19 protein-coding genes are annotated in these 15,494 nt (G+C 73.9%); 13 read left to right on the top strand and 6 right to left on the bottom strand.

Features of this window, described 5'->3' with window-relative positions; genetic code table 11:
• The first annotated feature begins 65 nt into the window (after positions 1 to 65).
• The gene (locus ACFYMP_RS01135; RefSeq protein WP_388848444.1) at positions 66 to 818 is read left to right on the top strand and encodes a hypothetical protein; all 753 of its coding nucleotides are present in this window, start codon (positions 66 to 68) and stop codon (positions 816 to 818) included.
• A 71-nt stretch (positions 819 to 889) separates the two neighbouring features.
• Here the strand turns inward: ACFYMP_RS01135 and ybaK are convergent, their stop codons facing one another.
• From ybaK to ACFYMP_RS01115, 4 genes are all read right to left on the bottom strand, one after another.
• Positions 890 to 1,390, bottom strand: a complete 501-nt coding sequence (gene ybaK, locus ACFYMP_RS01130; protein WP_388848441.1) for a Cys-tRNA(Pro) deacylase — start codon at positions 1,388 to 1,390, stop codon at positions 890 to 892.
• Between the two features lie 31 nt (positions 1,391 to 1,421).
• On the bottom strand, positions 1,422 to 2,162 hold the full coding sequence (locus tag ACFYMP_RS01125) for an LON peptidase substrate-binding domain-containing protein (protein ID WP_388848438.1): 741 nt from the start codon (positions 2,160 to 2,162) through the stop codon (positions 1,422 to 1,424).
• A 70-nt stretch (positions 2,163 to 2,232) separates the two neighbouring features.
• Positions 2,233 to 3,273 carry a hypothetical protein gene (locus tag ACFYMP_RS01120; RefSeq protein ID WP_388848435.1) on the bottom strand — a complete coding sequence of 347 codons (1,041 nt, stop codon included), beginning with the start codon at positions 3,271 to 3,273 and terminating at the stop codon, positions 2,233 to 2,235.
• A 264-nt stretch (positions 3,274 to 3,537) separates the two neighbouring features.
• Complete coding sequence (locus ACFYMP_RS01115; protein ID WP_388849527.1) at positions 3,538 to 5,052, bottom strand: oxidoreductase; 1,515 nt, start codon at positions 5,050 to 5,052, stop codon at positions 3,538 to 3,540.
• Positions 5,053 to 5,341: 289 nt separating this feature from the next.
• Here ACFYMP_RS01115 and hisD point away from each other — a divergent pair, with 289 nt between their 5' ends.
• Genes hisD through hisF form a run of 8 tightly spaced genes read left to right on the top strand, consistent with a single transcriptional unit; the run spans position 5,342 to position 11,100 of the window.
• A complete protein-coding gene (gene hisD / locus ACFYMP_RS01110; protein ID WP_388848432.1) occupies positions 5,342 to 6,682 on the top strand; it encodes a histidinol dehydrogenase in 1,341 nt (446 codons plus the stop codon).
• Positions 6,679 to 7,815, top strand: coding sequence for a histidinol-phosphate transaminase (locus ACFYMP_RS01105; RefSeq protein ID WP_388848429.1), 1,137 nt, complete (start codon positions 6,679 to 6,681; stop codon positions 7,813 to 7,815). The genes hisD and ACFYMP_RS01105 overlap by 4 nt, the downstream gene beginning before the upstream one ends.
• Positions 7,812 to 8,405 (top strand): imidazoleglycerol-phosphate dehydratase HisB, encoded by a 594-nt coding sequence (hisB, locus tag ACFYMP_RS01100; RefSeq protein WP_388848426.1) that lies wholly within the window; start codon positions 7,812 to 7,814, stop codon positions 8,403 to 8,405. The genes ACFYMP_RS01105 and hisB overlap by 4 nt, the downstream gene beginning before the upstream one ends.
• Positions 8,402 to 8,569, top strand: a complete 168-nt coding sequence (locus ACFYMP_RS01095; RefSeq protein ID WP_388848423.1) for a hypothetical protein — start codon at positions 8,402 to 8,404, stop codon at positions 8,567 to 8,569. Before hisB ends, ACFYMP_RS01095 begins: the two co-directional genes overlap by 4 nt.
• Positions 8,570 to 8,571: 2 nt before the next feature.
• Positions 8,572 to 9,216, top strand: coding sequence for an imidazole glycerol phosphate synthase subunit HisH (hisH, locus tag ACFYMP_RS01090; protein WP_388849524.1), 645 nt, complete (start codon positions 8,572 to 8,574; stop codon positions 9,214 to 9,216).
• A gap of 2 nt (positions 9,217 to 9,218) precedes the next feature.
• Positions 9,219 to 9,950: a bifunctional 1-(5-phosphoribosyl)-5-((5-phosphoribosylamino)methylideneamino)imidazole-4-carboxamide isomerase/phosphoribosylanthranilate isomerase PriA gene (gene priA, locus ACFYMP_RS01085; protein WP_388848420.1), complete on the top strand. Its 732-nt coding sequence runs from the start codon at positions 9,219 to 9,221 to the stop codon at positions 9,948 to 9,950.
• Positions 9,947 to 10,348, top strand: a complete 402-nt coding sequence (locus ACFYMP_RS01080) for a Rid family hydrolase (RefSeq protein ID WP_388848417.1) — start codon at positions 9,947 to 9,949, stop codon at positions 10,346 to 10,348. Before priA ends, ACFYMP_RS01080 begins: the two co-directional genes overlap by 4 nt.
• The gene (gene hisF / locus ACFYMP_RS01075; protein ID WP_388848414.1) at positions 10,345 to 11,100 is read left to right on the top strand and encodes an imidazole glycerol phosphate synthase subunit HisF; all 756 of its coding nucleotides are present in this window, start codon (positions 10,345 to 10,347) and stop codon (positions 11,098 to 11,100) included. The genes ACFYMP_RS01080 and hisF overlap by 4 nt, the downstream gene beginning before the upstream one ends.
• Before the next feature lie 33 nt (positions 11,101 to 11,133).
• Here hisF and ACFYMP_RS01070 read toward each other — a convergent pair whose 3' ends face one another.
• Both ACFYMP_RS01070 and ACFYMP_RS01065 read right to left on the bottom strand, forming a co-directional pair.
• Positions 11,134 to 11,535, bottom strand: a complete 402-nt coding sequence (locus ACFYMP_RS01070; RefSeq protein ID WP_388848412.1) for a VOC family protein — start codon at positions 11,533 to 11,535, stop codon at positions 11,134 to 11,136.
• Positions 11,536 to 11,608: 73 nt separating this feature from the next.
• Entirely contained in the window at positions 11,609 to 12,244 is a 636-nt protein-coding gene (locus ACFYMP_RS01065) for a TIGR03085 family metal-binding protein (RefSeq protein WP_388848409.1), read from the bottom strand.
• A gap of 137 nt (positions 12,245 to 12,381) precedes the next feature.
• On the opposite strand from ACFYMP_RS01065, the gene hisI reads away from it, so the two are divergent.
• From hisI to ACFYMP_RS01045, 4 genes are all read left to right on the top strand, one after another.
• A complete protein-coding gene (gene hisI / locus ACFYMP_RS01060) occupies positions 12,382 to 12,762 on the top strand; it encodes a phosphoribosyl-AMP cyclohydrolase (RefSeq protein ID WP_388848406.1) in 381 nt (126 codons plus the stop codon).
• 11 nt (positions 12,763 to 12,773) lie between these two features.
• The gene (locus ACFYMP_RS01055; protein ID WP_388848403.1) at positions 12,774 to 14,279 is read left to right on the top strand and encodes an anthranilate synthase component I; all 1,506 of its coding nucleotides are present in this window, start codon (positions 12,774 to 12,776) and stop codon (positions 14,277 to 14,279) included.
• A 7-nt stretch (positions 14,280 to 14,286) separates the two neighbouring features.
• On the top strand, positions 14,287 to 14,934 hold the full coding sequence (locus ACFYMP_RS01050; RefSeq protein WP_388848400.1) for a TIGR02234 family membrane protein: 648 nt from the start codon (positions 14,287 to 14,289) through the stop codon (positions 14,932 to 14,934).
• 118 nt (positions 14,935 to 15,052) lie between these two features.
• Positions 15,053 to 15,277, top strand: a complete 225-nt coding sequence (locus ACFYMP_RS01045; RefSeq protein ID WP_388848397.1) for an HGxxPAAW family protein — start codon at positions 15,053 to 15,055, stop codon at positions 15,275 to 15,277.
• The last annotated feature ends 217 nt before the right edge of the window (positions 15,278 to 15,494 follow it).

The raw sequence follows: 15,494 nt of genomic DNA, 5'->3' as shown, positions 1-15,494 counted from the left end.
GCCCGCTTGGTCCGATCGGCCCTCCCGCCCCTGAGCCGGTGTGAGCCGTTTGACACGATGTCCCGGTGAGCGCATCCCAGACACCGCCCCCGGGCCCCCCGTACGACCCCTGGCAGGCCGCGCCGGGCGGACCGCCGCCGGCGCACCCCGAGGACGAGGGCCCCGGGACCGGGGCGGAGATCCGCCGGGCCGCCCTCGTGGGCCTCGGCCTGGTGGTGGCCGGAGTACTCATGGGCCTGCTGTGGCTGTGGCTCGCCCCCCGGGTCCCGCTGGTCTCGGACGGCAAGATCGTCTATCTCAAGGACAGCGAGGGCGAGCAGGCCATCGGCACGGACGGGGTCTTCGTCCTGCTCGGTCTCGGCTTCGGCCTGGTCAGCGCGGCCGTCGTGTTCCTGGTCCAGCGCCGCGGCGGGGTCCCGCTCGTGGTGGGCCTCACGGTGGGCGCGCTGCTCGGCTCCGTCGTGGCCTGGCGGGTGGGCGTCTGGCTCGGCCCCACCCAGGACGTCGTGGCGCACGCCCGCGCCGTCGGGCAGGACGTGACCTTCGACGCCCCGCTCGAACTGCGCGCCAAGGGTGTCCTGCTCGCCTGGCCGCTCGCCGCCGTCGCCCTGCACCTGCTGCTCACCGGGGTCTTCGGCCCGCGCGAGGCGGTCCCCTTCCCGCCGGGCCCGTGGGCCGGCGGTCCGCAGTGGACCTCGGCCGGGGCGCCCCCGCGTCCGGCGGGCGGGAGCGACCCGCGGGGCGGCGAGGACGCCCCGCCCCCGTACGCGCCCCCGCAGCAGCCCGGCGGACAGGGCCAGGGCCCGCAGCGCGGATGAGGCGGGCGACCGGGGCCTGAGCGCCGCCCGGCCCGGGGCGGCGCTCCGGGTGCGCTTCCTTCGGGCGCCGCTCAGCCCCGGCCGACCGGTGCCAGGACGGCCCCGGTGAGCGCCACCAGATCGGCCGGGGCCAGTTCGACCTCCAGGCCCCTGCGGCCCGCCGAGACACAGATCGTCCCGAAGCCCTGCGCGGAGGCGTCGACGACGGTGGGCAGGCGCTTGCGCTGCCCCAGCGGGGAGATCCCGCCGCGCACATAGCCCGTCGTGCGCTCGGCCGCCGCCGGATCGGCCATCACCGCGCGCTTGCCGCCGACCGCCGCGGCCAGCGCCTTCAGGTCCAGGCTGCCCGCGACCGGTACGACCGCGACGGTCAGCGCCCCGTCCACCTCCGCGACCAGCGTCTTGAACACCCGCTCCGGGGAGACACCCATGGCCTCGGCCGCCTCCTCGCCGTACGAGGGGTGGGCCGGGTCGTGCTCGTAGGCGTGCAGCGCGAAGGCCGCGCCCGCGGCCGTCAGCGCGAGCGTCGCGGGGGTGGCCCCGGACTGCTGCTTCTTCGGCTTCCTCACCATGGACGGTCCCTGTCGTCGCACTCGGCCGGGTTCAGTTGAGGCTCGTGGGCGAGCGGGTCAGCTCGATCGCCGGGAGCGAGGGCAGATGCCGGATCACGGCCGTCTCCGTGCGCAGCAGCCGCAGCTCCTCCCGCAGCCGCGAGGCCGTGTCCGGCGCCTCCAGCAGCCGCTGCCGGGTCGGCACGTCGAGCATCGTCGCCGCGGCCACCAGGAAGGAGATGACGGAGGGCTCGTCGGGCAGCTCCGCGTCCGGGGCGAGCGTGCGCTCCTTGGCCCCGGCGAGCCGCTTCTGGTACGAGCGGAAGGCCCGCAGCACCGTCTCCGCGAGCGAGCCCGCGTCCTCGCCGGGCTCCTCGGCCAGCTCCTCGACCTCGGCGGTCAGGTACGGGCCCGAGGCGTCGACGGACAGCAGCCGCACCCGTTTCGTCCCGGTCGTCAGCAGTTCGAAACCGCCGTCGGGTCGCTCCTGCAGCGTCGCCGTGTCGGCGATGCACCCGACCTCGTGGAAGGCGCGCAGCGGCTCCTCGCCGAAACCCGCCGCCGGGCCCTTCTCGGGCACCGCCGTCGGGTCCGGCAGGCCCGGGGAGCTCGGCGCGATCTCCAGGCCGTCGCGGATGGCGACGACGACGAAACGGCGTTCGTCGTCCTCGGGGATCTTGCTCAGATCGCGCATCATGGCGCGATAGCGCTCCTCGAACACGTTCAGCGGGAGGACGAGCCCCGGGAACAGCACCGAGTTGAGCGGGAACAGCGGAAGGCGGACGGTGGTCACGGCTGGCAAGCCTAATGGCCCCGGCCGACAGCCGGGGCCATGAGGGGCGCCCGGCCCCGCCCCGCACCGCTCAGCCCGTACGGTCCCGGCGGCGGCCACGCCCCACGGGGGTCAGGGCCGCGACCTCGATCCGCACCCCGTCGCGCACGTCGAGGAACTGCGCGAGCGGATCGTCGGAGAGCGCCGCCCAGGGCGTGGAGGTGGCGAGCGGGCCGACCCGGCGCAGTTCCTGGAGCGCCTGCGTCCAGCGCTCCAGCCGCAGCAGGACGTACACGAGCAGGTTGCGGGCCTCGGCCGGCCACGGATCGCCCTGCGGGTAGCGGGCGGACAGGGCAAGGGCCCGGTCCGCCGCCGCGTCCAGCCGCTCCCGGGCGACGGCCGCCGCGCGCGGCCCGCGCGGCGTACCGCCCTCCTCCGCCGTCAGCCACATGTACGCGGCGCGCAGCGGCAGGGTCTGCAGCAGCGAGTCGGGCAGCGCGTCCTCGGCCGCCCGCTCCGCGAAGTCGAAGCACTCCCGGTGCGAGCCGTACCAGGCCGCTGACAGGTACTCCAGCGCGGCCAGATGGCAGCCGTAGTGGTGCGAGGAGCGGCGCACCGCCTGCTCCCACAGGTTCTCGAAGACGGTGTGCGAGGCGTTGGTGCCGCGCGCCTGGTCCAGCGCCACCCGCCAGGGCACCGGATCACTCGCGTCCCCCTCGGCCGCCGCCGCGATCAACGGGGAGGCGCCGCGCAGCAGATCGGCCCGCGCCGGTGAGGCCCAGCCGCGCCGCAGCGCGAGTTCCGCTTTGACGAGCAGCATGTCCGGGTCGTGCGGGGCCGCCTCCTGCCAGTGGGCGAACCACTCCGGGCGCGCGTCGGCGAAGGCCGCCAGCCGCGCGACACAGCGGTCCCGGGTCTCCCACTCGGCCCGTTCCCTGGTCGTCGCGAGCAGTTTGGCGGCGTCCTCGTAGACGCCCGTACCGGCCGCGACCAGCGCGGGGGCGAGCCAGGGTTCGGGGGCGTCGAGGAGGACCTCCTCGTCGGCGGGCAGCCCGTCGGAGAGAGGTGCGGTAAGCCGGATCATCCGCGCGGTACGGCGCAGGGCAAGCAGCGGGTGCATGGTGCGGACCATTGAAAGCCGCAGGTGGGAGCGCGTCCAGAGGGCGGCGGGTGTCGCTTTCGTATCGTGTGTTCGGTTGTGCTCCCGAAAGTCAAGCTACGGTAAAGGCTCGCGGGTTGTGCAGGCGGCGTCACTGTGCGGTGAAGATCGCGACCCGCTTCGTGCGCGGCCCGGCACCCGGCCCGCGCAGGTACCCCGCATTCCGCTTCGGGACGCGCGCGGGGGCCGGGCGTGCGGGGGAGCCGGGCGCGCGGGGGAGCCGGGCGCGCGCCGGCCCTATCCCCGGCGCAGGGCCCGCGTCGCGCCCGCGGCGACCGTCGTGGCGAGCGCCCAGCCCAGCGTGATGAGCACCGCGCCCGCCCACTGCCACGCCCCCTGGAGCCGCCAGTAGCCGTCCTGGCCGAAGTTGATCACCGGGACCAGCAGGTCCAGGGCGAACAGCGCCGGATTCCAGTCGGGATGCTCGTCCGCCTTGATCGGGGCCGGGCGCGCGTGCGCGAACAGGTACGAGCTGGTCGCCCACAGCACCGCCATCCATATCGCCGCCCGGCCCGGCCGGAAGCCGTAGGCCACCGTCCAGTCCTGCGCGTACCCCCACAGCTTCCCGGCCGGCGGCAGGGTCCTGCGCCGCGCCCGCTGCTTGGCGAGCAGCACCTCCCGCGCCTCGACGTCCTCCCCGCCGGCCCGCAGCACCGAGGCCAGCCGCTCGTACGCCTCCGGGCTGTAGTCCGGGCCCGAGGAGGCCACCCACTCAAGACGCCGCGCCAGGGGGAAGGTGTCCACCGCCACCAGATTCTCGTACACGAAACCGCCCATCGCCAGATGCCCGCGCGTCGGCCAGCTCGCCGCCCGGTCGATCAGCGTGACCACCCGCGCCCCCGACAGCACGACCCGGCCCCGCTCCACCCTGCGTCCCAGAAACCGCAGTTCGGGCACCTGGATACGGCGCAGCGACAACTCCTGGTCGTTCTCCATCGTGAACCGGGCCTGCTCCAGGTCCACCGCGTCCCCGAACCGCCCGTCGTCCAGCCGCAGTCCGCCCTGGCACTCGAAACGGCGCACCCGCGTGCCGCGCGCCGGGGTCGTCCCGCTGGAGCCCGGCGGGTCGCCCACCGCCGCCGGGGTCAGGTACAGCGTGCGCTCGACCGTCATCTGCGGGGCGTTGAGCGCCCGCCTGCCGTACGGGTTGGCCAGCCGGGCGCCCCGCAGGCTCAGCGAGACGCCGACCTGGGCGCCGCGCAGGCTCAGTTCGCCGTGCGACTCCAGCAGCTCCGCCTGGAGGTCCTGGCCCACGCTCAGCCCGTCCGCCATGATCGAGCGGTTGCGCCGGTCGCGGTAGACCACCGCCTCGTTGAGCAGCAGGTCGGTGCCGATGTGCGCGTCGGTCAGCCGGATGCCGTTCTGCACCCGGCAGCGCGGCAGGTGCAGATCGCCCTCGGTGTGCAGCCGCGCCGCCTCCAGCCTGGGCAGCGCGCAGTCCACCAGGCGCAGCGTCGTGAACCGCGTCTCCGGCAGCAGCACCTCCTGCTCGAAGCGGCAGCCCACCAGCTCGACGTACGGCACCACCGCGCCACCCGCGAGATCCAGCGGGTCCATGATCTGCACCCCGGCGAGCTTGAGGGAGGAGACCCGGCCGTGCAGCGCCGGCGGGCAGCTCAGCAACAGCACGCACACCACCCGCGCCCGCACCTGCCGCTGCGGGCCCCACGGGTGGGCGCCGTGCGGATCGTCCTCCGCCGGATCACCGGTCCGCAGGTCGTACACGCTGCCGTTGCGGAACGCCTGCCACATACCGACCTCCGCCGCCGTCAGCCATTCCGGCGGTTCACCGTCCTCGCGCACAGCCGTCCCTCCTCCCCGGGATCCCCCATGTGCCGTGTACACATGTACATGCCCGCTGTGTGACGCGACGAAAGCCCGTGGTGCGGGTGAGTGGAAAGGGAACACAGTGGCGGTCCTTCGTACCTCTGCGTGTCGGGGGGCGAAGCCGGTCGCGCCGGGGGACGGAGCGGGCGCCGGGGTGTCCCAGTGCGTGATACGCGGCGCCGGACCCTCCCGGCCGTCTGAGAGAATTGGGCGCGTGATCTCTCGAATCGACCTGCGCGGCGACGCTCTCCCCGAGGGCGCCGCCCTGCGCGACCTGCTGCCCCGAGCCGAGTTCGACGTGGAAGCCGCCCTGGAGAAGGTGCGGCCCGTCTGCGAGGACGTACGCCATCGTGGCGCGGCGGCGGTCATCGAGTGGGGAGAGAAGTTCGGCGACGGGCGCCCCGCCCACCTGCGGGTGCCCGCGGCCGAACTGGAGCGCGCCCTGAGCACGCTCGACCCCGAGGTGCGCGCCGCCCTGGAGGAGTCGATCCGCCGGGCCCGCCTCGTCCACCGCGAACAGCGGCGCGCCGACGTCACCACCCAGGTCGTGCCCGGCGGCACCGTCACCGAGAAATGGGTCCCCGTCGAACGCGTCGGGCTCTACGTGCCCGGCGGCCGCTCGGTCTACCCCTCCTCCGTCGTGATGAACGTCGTCCCGGCCCAGGAGGCCGGCGTCGAGGGCATCGCCGTGGCCTCGCCCGCGCAGGCCGAGTTCGACGGCCTGCCGCACCCCACGATCCTCGCCGCCTGCGCCCTGCTCGGCGTCGACGAGGTCTACGCGGCGGGCGGCGCCCAGGCCGTCGCCATGTTCGCCTACGGCACCGTGAGCGAGGACGAACCCGAGGGCTGCCGCCCGGTCAACCTCGTCACCGGCCCCGGCAACATCTACGTCGCCGCCGCCAAACGCCTCCTCAAGGGCCGCGTCGGCATCGACGCGGAGGCGGGGCCCACCGAGATCGCCATCCTCGCCGACGCGGGCGCCGACCCCGTCCACCTCGCCGCCGACCTCATCAGCCAGGCCGAGCACGACCCGATGGCCGCCTCCGTCCTCGTCACCGACTCCGCGGAGCTGGCCGAGGCCACCGAGGCCGAACTGCGCGTCCAGGCCGCCGCGACCAGGCACCGCGCGGAGCGCGTGCTCCCCGCCCTCGCCGGCCGCCAGTCCGCGATCGTCCTGGTCCGCGATCTCGACGCCGGGCTCACCGTGGTCAACGCCTACGGGGCCGAGCACCTGGAGATCCAGACCGCCGACGCCGCCGCCCTCGCCGCCCGGGTCCGCAACGCCGGGGCGATCTTCGTCGGCCCCTGGGCCCCGGTCTCCCTCGGCGACTACTGCGCCGGCTCCAACCACGTCCTGCCCACCGGCGGCTGCGCCTGCCACTCCTCGGGCCTGTCCGTGCAGTCCTTCCTGCGCGGCATCCACATCGTGGACTACAGCCGCGACGCCCTCGCCGAGGTCGCCCACCACGTCGTGACCCTCGCCGAGGCCGAGGACCTGCCCGCGCACGGCGCCGCCGTCAAGGCCCGCTTCGAGTGGAAGGTTCCCCAGGCGTGAGCACGAACGAACCCCGCGCCACCACCCTGGAGGACCTGCCCCTCCGGGACGAACTGCGCGGCAAGAGCCCCTACGGCGCCCCGCAGCTCGACGTGGCGGTACGGCTCAACACCAACGAGAACCCGTACCCGCTGCCCGAAGCCCTCGTGGACCGCATCACCGAACGCGTCCGCGAGGCCGCGCGCGGACTCAACCGCTACCCGGACCGCGACGCCCTCGAACTGCGCTCAAAGCTCGCCGCGTACCTCACACGCACCGGCGGACACCCCGTACGCACCGCACAGGTATGGGCCGCCAACGGCTCCAACGAGGTCATCCAGCAACTCCTCCAGGCTTTCGGCGGCCCCGGCCGCAGCGCCATCGGCTTCGAACCCTCGTACTCGATGCACGGACTCATCGCGCGCGGCACCGGCACCGAGTGGGTCTCCGGGCCGCGCCACGAGGACTTCACGATCGACGTGGCCGCCGCCCGGCGCGCCCTGGCCGAGCTGCGCCCCGACGTCGTGTTCATCACCTCGCCCAACAACCCGACCGGCACCGCCGTCGACCGCGACACCGTCCTCGCCCTCTACGAGGAGGCGCAGTCGGCCAAGCCCTCCCTCGTCGTCGTGGACGAGGCGTACGTCGAGTTCAGCCACCGCCCCTCGCTGCTGCCGCTCCTTGAGGGCCGGCCCCATCTGGTCGTCTCCCGCACCATGTCGAAGGCGTTCGGCGCCGCCGGACTGCGCCTGGGCTACCTCGCGGCCGACCCCGCCGTGGTCGACGCCGTCCAGCTCGTGCGCCTGCCCTACCACCTGTCGGCCGTCACCCAGGCCACCGCGCTCGCCGCGCTGGAGCACACCGATACGCTGCTCGGGTACGTCGAACAGCTCAAGGCCGAACGCGACCGCGTCGTCACCGAGCTGCGCGCCGCGGGCTGCGAGGTCACCGACTCGGACGCCAACTTCGTCCAGTTCGGCCGCTTCGACGGCCCCGGAGGCGCGCACGCCGCCTGGCAGCGCATCCTCGACCAGGGCGTACTCGTCCGCGACAACGGCGTACCGGGGTGGCTGCGGGTCACCGCCGGCACACCCGCCGAGAACGACGCGTTCCTCGACGCGGTACGCGCACTGATGAAGGAGCAACACGCATGAGCCGCACCGGCCGTGTGGAACGCAAGACCAAAGAGACCTCCGTACTCGTCGAGATCGACCTCGACGGCACCGGCAAGGTCGACGTCGCCACCGGGGTCGGGTTCTACGACCACATGCTCGACCAGCTCGGCCGGCACGGGCTGTTCGACCTCACGGTCAGGACCGAGGGCGACCTGCACATCGACACCCACCACACCATCGAGGACACCGCCCTCGCGCTCGGCGCCGCCTTCCGGCAGGCGCTCGGCGACAAGGTGGGCGTCTACCGCTTCGGCAACTGCACCGTGCCGCTGGACGAGTCGCTCGCCCAGGTCACCGTCGACCTCTCCGGCCGCCCCTACCTCGTGCACACCGAGCCCGAGAACCTGGCGCCGATGATCGGTGACTACGACACGACGATGACCCGGCACATCCTGGAGTCCTTCGTCGCCCAGGCGCAGGTCGCCCTGCACGTCCACGTCCCCTACGGACGCAACGCGCACCACGTCGTCGAGTGCCAGTTCAAGGCCCTCGCCCGCGCCCTGCGCTACGCCAGCGAGCACGACCCGCGCGCCGCCGGAATCCTCCCCTCCACGAAGGGCGCGCTGTGAACGGCCTCTCCACCGTCCTGATCCTCGTCGGCCTCTTCCTGGTCGGCGGGATCGTGTCCTTCGTCAAGCAGGACATGCCCAGGAGCCTCATCGTCTTGCTGTCCATCGGCGCGGCCATGTGCCTGATCGCCGGAATCCTCCGTATGGAATGGCTGTTCGGCTGACCATGAACACCTCCCCCAAGAAGGTCGTGGTCTTCGACTACGGCTTCGGCAACGTGCGGTCCGCCGAACGCGCCGTCGCCCGGACCGGAGCCGAGGTCGAGATCACCCGCGACTACGACACCGCGATGAACGCCGACGGGCTCCTCGTCCCCGGCGTCGGTGCCTTCGCCGCCTGCATGCGGGGCCTCAAGGAGGCGCGCGGCGACTGGATCGTGGGCCGCCGCCTGTCCGGCGGGCGCCCCGTCCTCGGCATCTGCGTCGGCATGCAGATCCTGTTCAGCCGCGGCATCGAGCACGGCGTCGAGACCGAGGGCCTCGACGAGTGGCCCGGAACCGTCGGCCCGCTCAAGGCCGACGTGGTCCCGCACATGGGCTGGAACACCGTCGAGGCCCCCGAGGACGGGCGGATGTTCTCCGGCCTCGGCCCCGAGGACCGCTACTACTTCGTGCACTCCTACGCGGTGCGGGACTGGACCCTGGAGACCGGCAACCCCAACATCCGCGCCCCCCGCGTCGCCTGGACCCGGCACGGCGAACCCTTCGTCGCGGCCGTCGAGAACGGCGCCCTGTGGGCCACGCAGTTCCACCCCGAGAAGTCCGGCGACGCCGGAGCCCAGCTCCTCACCAACTGGATCGAGACCCTCTGATCATGGCAGCGCAGCTCGAACTCCTCCCCGCCGTCGACGTCCGCGACGGCCAGGCCGTACGCCTCGTGCACGGCGAGTCCGGCACGGAGACCTCGTACGGCTCCCCGCTGGAGGCGGCCCTCGCCTGGCAGCGCTCGGGCGCCGAGTGGCTGCATCTGGTCGACCTCGACGCCGCCTTCGGCACCGGCGACAACCGCGCGCTGATCGCCGAGGTGGCCCGCGCGATGGACATCAAGGTCGAACTCTCCGGCGGCATCCGCGACGACGACACCCTCGCCGCCGCCCTCGCCACCGGCTGCACCCGCGTCAACCTCGGCACCGCCGCCCTGGAGACCCCCGAATGGGTCGCCAAGGTCATCGCCGGACACGGGGACAAGATCGCGGTCGGCCTCGACGTCCGCGGCACGACCCTGCGCGGCCGGGGCTGGACCCGCGACGGCGGCGACCTCTACGAGACGCTCGCCCGCCTCGACTCCGAGGGCTGCGCGCGCTACGTCGTCACCGACATCGCCAAGGACGGCACCCTCCAGGGCCCCAACCTGGAGCTGCTGACCAACGTGTGCGCCGCCACCGACCGCCCCGTGGTCGCCTCCGGCGGCGTCTCCTCCCTCGCGGACCTGCGCGCGATCGCCGCGCTCGTCCCGCGCGGTGTCGAGGGCGCCATCGTCGGCAAGGCCCTGTACGCCGAGGCGTTCACCCTGGAAGAGGCGCTGCGGACGGTGGCCGCCGGATGACCGGGGAAATCCGCCGCCTGTCCTCGGGCGGCCCCTGGGAGGACGCGATCGGCTACTCGCGCGCCGTCGCCCTGCCCAACGGCCTGGTCCTCGTCTCCGGCTGCACCGGCGTCGTGGACGGCGCGATCGTCGAGGGCGGCCCCTACGAACAGGCACAGGCCGCCTTCGGCGTCGCCCTCGACGCGCTCGCCGCACTCGGCCTCGGCGCGCAGGACGTCGTCCGCACCCGGATGTACGTCACCCACAGCGGCGACACGGACGAGGTGGGCCGCGCCCACAAGGAGCGCTTCGACGCCGTCCGCCCCGCCGCCTCCATGATCATCGTCTCCGGTTTCGTCGACCCGGGCCTCGTCGTCGAGGTCGAGGTCGAGGCGTACCGGCCGGAAGGAGCGGCATGAGCCTCGCCGTACGGGTCATCCCCTGCCTCGACGTGGACGCGGGCCGGGTCGTCAAGGGCGTCAACTTCCAGAACCTGCGCGACGCGGGCGACCCCGTCGAGATGGCCAAGGTCTACGACGCCGAGGGCGCCGACGAACTGACCTTCCTCGACATCACCGCCTCCTCCGGCGACCGCGAGACGACCTACGACGTCGTGCGGCGCACCGCCGAGCAGGTGTTCATCCCGCTGACCGTCGGCGGCGGCGTCCGCACCGCCGAGGACGTCGACAGGCTGCTGCGCGCCGGGGCCGACAAAGTCGGCGTCAACACCGCCGCGATCGCCCGGCCCGAGCTGATCCGGGAGATCGCCGAACGCTTCGGCCGCCAGGTCCTCGTCCTGTCCGTCGACGCGCGCCGCACCCCGGCCGGCACCTTCGAGGTCACCACCCACGGCGGCCGCAAGGGCACCGGCATCGACGCCGTCGAATGGGCCGAACGCGCCGCCGCGCTGGGCGCGGGGGAGATCCTGCTCAACTCCATGGACGCCGACGGCACCAAGGACGGCTACGACCTCGACATGATCGCCGCCGTACGCGAGCGGGTGCACGTCCCGGTCATCGCGAGCGGCGGGGCGGGCCGGCTCGACGACTTCGTCCCGGCCGTCACCGCGGGCGCCGACGCGGTCCTGGCCGCGTCCGTCTTCCACTTCGGCGACCTCAGGATCGGGCAGGTCAAGGACACGCTGCGGGGCGCCGGGCTCGCGGTGCGCTGAGACGCGGCCGGGCCCTGTCCTCCCCGCGGGGGCTCAGGTGCCCGGCAGCGGCTCCATGAGCTGCACCAGATTGCCCACCGTGTCGTCGAGGACCGCCATCAGCGTCGGCCCCTGCGCGACCGGCTCCTGCACGAAGCGCACCCCGAGGCCGGTCAGCCGGCCGTACTCGGCGCGCAGGTCGTCCACCGAGAACACGATCGCCGGCAGCCCCTTCGCGAACAGCCCCTCCCGGTAGACGCGGGCCACGTCGTCGTCCGAGGGCTCCAGCAGCAGCGCCACGTCCGGCTGCGCCCCACCGGGGGCGCCCACCGTCACGAACAGCGTGCTGCCCATGTCGAGCCGGGTCCTGGTCTCGAAGCCCAGCACCTCCGTGTAGAAGGCGTGCGCCCTCTCGACGTCCTCGACATGGACACCGGTCATCGCGAGTCTGATCACGGCACTGCCTCCTCGTGCGACGGAACACACCGGACGGGTTCCTCCCGGGGAAGCCCTTCCGTGCCCCGCGCCCTCAGAAACCGAGCTGCCTGGTCTCGCTCAGCGCCTCGACCGCGGCCTTCTCCCCGTCCAGCTCCACCTGCGCGTGCCCCTGGCGGCCGAAACCGAACACGGTCAGCTCACCCGGCTCCCCGGTGACGGTGACCACCGGAGTACCCCGGTGGGCGACCGCCGTCTGCCCGTCCGGGCGACGCAGCACCAGTCCGACCGGCGCCTTGCGCCCCAGCATCCGCGCGGTCTTCTCCAGCCGCGCCCACAGCGTGTCCGAGAACACCGGGTCGAGCTGCCGGGGCGTCCAGTCGGGCTGGGCGCGGCGCACGTCCTCGGCGTGCACGAAGAACTCCACCGCGTTCGCGAGTTCGTCGACCTGCTTGAGCGAGTACGGCGAGAACCTGGGCGGACCCGTCCTGATGAGCTGGATCAGCTCCTCGTACGGCTTCGCGGCGAACTCGGCCTGCACCCGCTCCAGGCGCGCGGCCAGCGGCTTGATGAACATGCCGCCCGCCGCGTCGGGCCGGCGCTCGCGCAGCACCACGTGGGCGGCGAGGTCCCGGGTCTGCCAGCCCTCGCACAGGGTCGGCGCGGCCGGGCCCGCGGCCTCCAACAGATCGGCGAGGAGCAGCCGTTCACGCTTCGCATGAGTGGACATACTCGTCAGCGTAGCCCCGCCGGGCGCGGAACGGGGCGTACGCGGCACGGTCCGTACACCCGCCCCCCGGGCGGGGCCGGATCGCGGGTGGCCCACAGGGGACGGGCCCCGCCGGGCGCTGCGCCACAATGGGGGGCATGAACAGCACGGCGGACAGCCCCCTCGACGCGGCCCTCGCCGCCCGGCTCAAGCGCACCCCGGACGGCCTCGTACCGGCCGTCGCCCAGCAGTACGACACGGGCGAGGTGCTCATGCTCGGCTGGATGGACGACGAGGCGCTGCACCGCACCCTCACCACGGGACGCTGCACCTACTGGTCGCGCAGCCGCCAGGAGTACTGGGTCAAGGGCGACACCTCCGGCCACGTCCAGCACGTCAAGTCCGTCGCCCTCGACTGCGACGGGGACACCCTGCTCGTGCGGGTCGACCAAGTGGGCGCCGCGTGCCACACCGGGGACCGCACCTGCTTCGACGCGGACGTGCTGCTGCCGTCCGCCGAGCCCTCCACCGCCCAGTAGGGTCTGCCGCCATGGACCTCGAATCCTTCCGCAAACTGGCCGCCGACCGGCGCGTCATCCCGGTCAGCCGCACCCTCCTCGCCGACGGCGACACCCCGGTCGCGCTGTACCGCAAGCTCGCCGCCGAACGCCCCGGCACCTTCCTGCTGGAGTCCGCGGAGAGCGCCGGCCAGTCCTGGTCCCGGTACTCCTTCGTCGGTGTCCGCAGCGCCGCGACCCTCACCGAACGCGAGGGCCGCGCGCACTGGCTGGGCACCCCGCCCGTCGGCGTCCCCGTCGACGGCGACCCCCTCGCCGCGCTGCGCGCCACCGTGGAGACCCTGCACACCCCGCGCGACCTCGCCTCGGGCCTGCCGCCCTTCACCGGCGGCATGGTCGGCTACCTCGGCTACGACGTCGTGCGCCGCCTGGAGAAACTCGGCCCCGGCGAGCACGACGACCTCCACCTGCCCGAGCTGACGATGCTGCTCACCTCGGACCTCGCGGTGCTCGACCACTGGAGCGGCACCGTCCGCCTCATCGCCAACGCCATCAACCACAACGACCTCGACACCGGGGTCGACGAGGCGTACGCGGACGCCGTGGCCCGGCTCGACGCCATGGAGGCCGACCTCGCCCGCGCGGTGCCCACCGCGCCCACCGCGCTGCCCGCCTCCGAACTGCCCCCGTACACCGCGCGCTGGGGCGGCCCCGACTACCAGGAGGCCGTCGAGGACATCAAGGAACGCATCCGGGCCGGAGAGGCGTTCCAGGTCGTGCCCTCCCAGCGCTTCGAGACCGCGTGCACCGCGAGCGCCCTCGACGTCTACCGGGTCCTGCGCGCGACCAACCCCTCGCCGTACATGTACCTCTTCCGCTTCGACGGCTTCGACGTCGTCGGCTCCAGCCCCGAGGCGCTCGTCAAGGTCGAGGACGGCCGGGCCATGGTCCACCCCATCGCCGGGACCCGCCCGCGCGGGGCGAGCCCCCGCGAGGACCAGTCGCTCGGCGAGGAACTGCTCGCCGACCCCAAGGAGCGCGCCGAGCACCTCATGCTCGTCGACCTCGGCCGCAACGACCTCGGCCGGGTCTGCGAACCCGGCAGCGTCGAGGTCGTCGACTTCATGTCCGTCGAGCGCTACTCGCACGTCATGCACATCGTGTCCACCGTCACCGGGCGCGTCGCCGAGGGCCGCACCGCCTTCGACGTACTGACCGCCTGCTTCCCGGCCGGCACCCTGTCCGGGGCGCCCAAACCCCGGGCCCTGCAGATCATCGACGAACTCGAACCGGCCCGGCGCGGACTGTACGGCGGCTGCGTCGGCTACCTCGACTTCGCGGGCGACTCCGACACCGCCATCGCCATCCGCACGGCCCTGCTGCGCGAGGGCACCGCCTACGTGCAGGCCGGGGCCGGGGTCGTCGCCGACTCCGATCCGGTCGCCGAGGACACCGAGTGCCGCAACAAGGCCGCCGCCGTCCTGCGCGCCGTCCACACCGCCAACCGCCTGAACGCCACGGGAGCGCGTGAGGGATAGTGGAAGGGTGACTGCCGTCCCCCATCCCCGTACCGACGCCCTCGCAGCCTCCGCCCGCGGCGGGGGCGCGGGGCGCCGCAGCCTCTCCGCGGCCCTCCTCCTCGGCGCGGTCGGCGCCGGTGTGGCCCTGCTCTGCTCCCGGCAGACCTGGGCGCACGGCACCGCCTCCGTCGTCGGCGGCTCCCTGCCGCTGAGCGCGAAGGGCAGCGACGTCACCGGAGTGCCCGCCGCCCTCGCGATCGTCGGCCTCGCCGCGCTCTTCGCGGTCTTCGCGGTACGCCGCGCGGGCCGGGTCCTGGTCGCGCTCCTGCTCGCCCTGAGCGGGGCCGGCACCCTGGCCGCCGCCCTCACCGGCGCCGGGGACACCGGCGCCCTCGACGAGAAGGCGGCCACCGCCACCGGTGACACGGCGGGCACCGTGCACCACTTCAGCCACACCGCGTGGCCCTACGTCGGCGCCCTGGGCGGACTGTTCATCCTGCTCGCCGGGGTGCTCGCGCTGCTGTTCAGCCGCCGCTGGCCCGCCATGTCGGGGCGCTACGACCGTGAGGGCGCCCCCCGCGCGCGCGGGGCACGCAAGGCCGTCGACCCCGACCGGCCCGAGGACCTGTGGAAGGCCATCGACCGCGGCGAGGACCCGACCCGGGGCGACTGACCCCCGCCCCCTCGTCCCCCCTCGGTCCCCGCCCCGTGCGCGAGTGCCACCCGGCTGCGCGGTGTCCCCACCCGTACGGGAGAATGGGGGCGAGACCTACCGCTATGAGGAGCTAGTCATGTCGAAGAGCAGCCACGGACACACCCCGGCGGCGTGGACCGGCGTCGCCATCGCCTTCGTCGGCTTCATCGTCGCCTGCGTGTTCACCGTGATGGCCGTGCCCGCCGGCTTCTGGGCGGGCATCGGCCTCCTCGCGGTCGCCGCCATCGTCGGCGGGGCGATGAGCGCAGCCGGCCTCGGTGCCCCCAGGGGCCACCACGACGCGACCTCCGCCCAGCACTGAGTTCCCGGCGGGCCCGCCCGCCCATCCGGAGGGCCCCGGCGCGCCACGCGCCGGGGCCCTCCGCGTGTACGAGCCCGCCGCCCGCGCCACACCCGGGGCAGAATGCCGGAGTGAGCGCAGACACAGACGCAGACACGGCCGGGCCCGGTGGAGCTTCGGCGCCCCGGGCGGGCACCGGCCGCGCGCAGGCCGTCCCGCACACCGCGGCCCCGCCGTC

Origin of the sequence: Streptomyces sp. NPDC007088 (assembly GCF_042869355.1) — a bacterium.
Taxonomy (GTDB): domain Bacteria; phylum Actinomycetota; class Actinomycetes; order Streptomycetales; family Streptomycetaceae; genus Streptomyces.
Note: the sequence above shows the minus strand (reverse complement) of the source record. Positions and strands in the feature narration are given on the sequence as shown.